3 protein-coding genes are annotated in these 3945 nt (G+C 73.0%); all 3 read right to left on the reverse strand.

Going from position 1 to position 3945, the window contains the following annotated elements; genetic code table 11:
- Positions 1-80: 80 nt before the first annotated feature.
- A complete protein-coding gene (locus tag ACFXPK_RS18670) occupies positions 81-1736 on the reverse strand; it encodes a hypothetical protein (protein WP_385076712.1) in 1656 nt (551 codons plus the stop codon).
- 608 nt (positions 1737-2344) lie between these two features.
- Positions 2345-3016, reverse strand: a complete 672-nt coding sequence (locus ACFXPK_RS18675; protein WP_385076715.1) for a hypothetical protein — start codon at positions 3014-3016, stop codon at positions 2345-2347.
- A 148-nt stretch (positions 3017-3164) separates the two neighbouring features.
- Positions 3165-3767, reverse strand: coding sequence for a DUF6248 family natural product biosynthesis protein (locus ACFXPK_RS18680; protein WP_385076718.1), 603 nt, complete (start codon positions 3765-3767; stop codon positions 3165-3167).
- Positions 3768-3945 lie beyond the last annotated feature (178 nt).

Here is a 3945-nt window from a genome sequence, read left to right on the forward strand (position 1 = left end):
GCCGCCGCGCCGCGCGCGGGGGGGCGCGCCCGCCCCCCCCCCCCCCCCCGGGGCATGTGATGGTGCCGAAGCAGGCGCTCCTACGCCACGAGTGCGGTCAGTACGGGCTCCTCGGTCTCGGCGACCGTCGTCCCGGTGTCGATGCCGTACAGCCCGTGTACGTATGCGCGAACCTTGCTCTCCCAGTGGGCGTCTCCGAGAATGCGGCCGAAGATCGCGGCGGACACCGTCGGGCAGACTGCGTCCGCTGGCAGCTGGGCAAGTTCGCGCTTGCCGAGTCCGCGGCCGCGCAGCGGGTCGCGCTTCCACGGGTAGTCGGCGGGGAACCCGACAAGACGGCCGATGTCGACCTGGGTGATCGTCGCGCCGGTCTCGGAGTCGGCCCACCCGTACGCGGTCGCGGTGACGCAGGTCGCGGGCCGGTCCGCGCTGCGGGAGCCGCCACCCTTGGCCCGGCCGGTGGCGGGGTCGACCGGCCGGTGGCCGCGCGTCAGGTAGGTCCGGCCGGTAGGCCAGCCGACGACCTGAGCAAAGGTCGGGGCCGGAATTGGGGCGGCCGGAAATACCTCCACGAAGGGCTTCTCGGTACCGCGGTAGGCAGTCATGAACCGGCGCTTGCGGTGGGAGGCGCCGTAGTCGACGGCGTCCAGCGTCCAGGCCTCCGTGGTGTGCCAACCGGCCTGCGTCAGCTCACCGAACAGCGCCTCTTCGATCTGCCGGGGCAGCGCGCTCGACTGTTCGACCATGACGCACTCCAGGAGGTTGTTGCCGGGCCGCGCGAGCATCCCGAGCGGCCAGATAGCGACCTCCGCCATCAGTCCGGCGTTCGGGTCCTCCAGCTCCGCGAGCGGTGCTCGAACCTCGTCCCAGGTATCGCCGGAGCGGGGCGCGTAGCCGGTCTCCGAGTGCTCCCAGGGGAGGAACCCGGCGGCCGCGCCTGCCTCCCAGATGACGCGGCAGATGACGTCGATCGCGGCGATGTAGCGGCCCTTGCCGAGTCCGCTCGGGGTGAACGCCTGGCACGGCGGGGTGAGGGCGATGATGCTGACGTACTGGAGCGCCGGGTTCTCCGGGTCGAGTGCGGTGACGTCGGCGTGGATGACGCGGAAACCGGCGGCGTTGGCGGTGGCGACGGCGCCGCCGTCCAGGTCGATGCCGATGATGTCGACGGACGCGCCGAGGATGTCACGCAGACCGAGGGAGAGTCCTCCGGGGCCGTGGAAGAGGACGATGACGCGCTTGCGGAGGATGCTGCCGAAGGTGTCGCGCTCCGGGGCGAAAAGCCACTCGATCGGGAACGGCGCCGCGTACCGCTCCAGGAGGTCGTGGGTCTCGTCGTCCAGTGCGGCCAGCCGGTCCGCGGTGACCGGGCCCCGGGATTCGAGGCGCCCCAGGGCGATGGCGGCGCTCTCGCCGCGCGCCTCGCGCGCGAGGTCTTCGGCAGTCTCGTCGTCTCCTTCGCCGATCGCGTGCGCGCACTCGGCGATGCGCTCGACCGCGCCGAACGCCCACGCCTGGGCCTGCCGCCCGGGGTTGAGGTCGGCGTACTCGGTGAGCAGGGCCGCGGCCGTCTGGCACTCGGTCAGCGCGCGGTGCCCGGCTGCCGCGCTGATGGCGGTCGCGTCCTGCGCGTCCTGGTGGGCGCTGTCGGTGTCGGTCCTGTTGACCAGCGCGGGGCGGAGCAGGTTGAGCATCCCGCCGGCGGGGGCGTCGTCGGAGACATGGCTGTGGCCCATGGTTCACGTCCCTGAGTGTTGAGGGGTTCTCGGTGTGGGCCCGGGGCCCGGCGGCCGGGTGGGGATTCCCGCCCCCATCCGACATAGACAATACTCTCAAGTTATGAGGTGTGGGTCAAATCCAACACACCACAAAACCCCAGGTCAGAGGCGTTTTTGAGGGCATTTCAGGCGCCGCCGCATCCCTCTGGCGTCCGCCGCACGACGGGCCGGTCGGGGGGCTCCCTCCTCGGTCGGGCAGGCGCAGCCGACCGCGGGCCGTGTCGGGGTGCCGGGCTCGCGCTCGCGCGACCGCCGAAGGCGGCTCGGCCTGGCGGCCCGGCGCGGGCTGTGGTCCCCTCCGGGAGTCCGACCGGGGAGGGAGCCCCCCGACCCCCACAGCCCCAACCCCCCACGGGCCCGCAGGATCGGCACCACCCCCGCCCCCTCCGAGTAGGGCCGGGGGTGTGGGGGCGGAGCCCCTGCTGCCTGAACCCGCGCGACGGCCACCTCCTCCACACGTTCAACCCACCTCTTAAGAGGTGAGTTGAGGGCGGGTCGGTGAACGACGATGGCCAGCGCGCCCCGAACCGGGGTCGCGCTGGCCATCGTCCGGCCCGGGGGGCCTCCTACTGCTGGGGCGCCTTGCGGGCCTGGGTGATGATCCGCTTCCAGGTGGCCACGGACTGCCCGTGGCGCTCGGCGAGGACGGCGGCCACCTCGCCGGGCCCCTTGCCGGGGAGAGCTGCCAGCGCTTCAGCGGCCTGCCGGATACGGGGGTCGGGTGCCTTGCCCTTCGTCGGGGAGTAGCCGACCGGGCGGCCCCCGACGGCGCGGAAGCGCGGGTTGCTGTCGGCGAAGTCCCAGAGCTGGCGACGGGTCCGATACTCACGGACGCGCGTCGGCAACTGCTCCACGCGTGCCGGGGCAGGCCAGCCCGGCGGCGGGTTCTTGGCGTACTGGGTGATCCGGCCGGGGTCGACACCGAGCACGCGCGCCTGCCCGGCCGGCGGCAGCTCCTCGTCCGGGTCGCCCGTACGGTCGACGGTCGGCTCCTCGCGCGCCGTCTGGTGCCGGTGTCGCTCGAACCACTGGCCCGGCGTCTGCCTCTCCTGGTGCCGCTCGAACCACTCGGCCCACACCTCCAGGTCCCAGTACAGGGCGCGGCCGATCCGGCGGGCCGGAGGGTGGCCGTTGGCTTCCCGGTCGCGCCACAGGTTGGCAAGGGTGGCCTGGCTGTAGCCGCTGCGCTCGCTCAGGTCCTCGCGGCTCGCCCACTGACGGCCGTCGATGGTCTGCATGGGGGTGTGCTCCTGGAGGTGTCGGTCGTGGATACGATGATGACTGGTTCGGTTATGGGTCTGTTGAGGGCCTTCGGTGGCCGGACCACACGGCCCGGCGGGATTCCCACGCTTTTTTGCGCCCCGCCGGGCCGCTCCACGTCCGCCGTCAGAACAGGGTGGCCTGTTCGCCGCCGGCGCTCTCGCCGACCGGGGCACCCCGGCGGCCTCCGCGGTCCTCCGCCCCGTCCGGCCGACGCTCCGCCCCCGTCTGCGCCGGGGCGGATCCGGCCTCCGCCGAGGCCGCGGTCCCAGCGGGGAGCGGGCCGTCCTTGGGGCAGGAGCACCGGCACCACCACACGCACGGCGCGTCGTCGGGCCGGACGATGAACTTCGCGACGGTCCGGCCCCGGGAGCCGTGCACCCACTCGATGTTGTCGTCCACGTGCGGGCCGCCCCGCTGCCGATGGACACACAGGTCGCAGCGATCGTTGAGACAGTTCCAGCAGGTCCCCCGCTCGCACATGGCCCACCGGTGGAAACCGAAGGGGTACTTGCGGTCGAGATCCGTGAGGTACGCGGGCCACACCTGCTCGCGTACCCACGCACCCTCGTCCTCGCTCATGGGCGACACGCCGGGCACCGGGTCAACGATGCCCATGAGCAACGCGGCCTGGAAGTTCAGCGCGCGGATATCCCTGATCATTTCGCGCTCGTCCCGCGTGAGCGTGCGCTGAGGACGGCGGATGACAGCACCCGTGATGTCGTTCATTCTGCGGTCCTTCGACAGTTGAGGTGTTCGGTGTGGTCGTGCCGGGCCCCGGGGGGGGGGGGGGGGTGGCCCCCCCCCCCCCCCCCCCCCGCCCCGGCGGGGGGGGGGGGGTGAGTTTTGGGGGGGGGGGTGGCGGGAGGGGTGGTTGGAGGGGGGGGGGGGGGGGGGTCTCGCGCCA

Origin of the sequence: Streptomyces sp. NPDC059142, assembly GCF_042755665.1 — a bacterium.
Classification (GTDB): domain Bacteria; phylum Actinomycetota; class Actinomycetes; order Streptomycetales; family Streptomycetaceae; genus Streptomyces.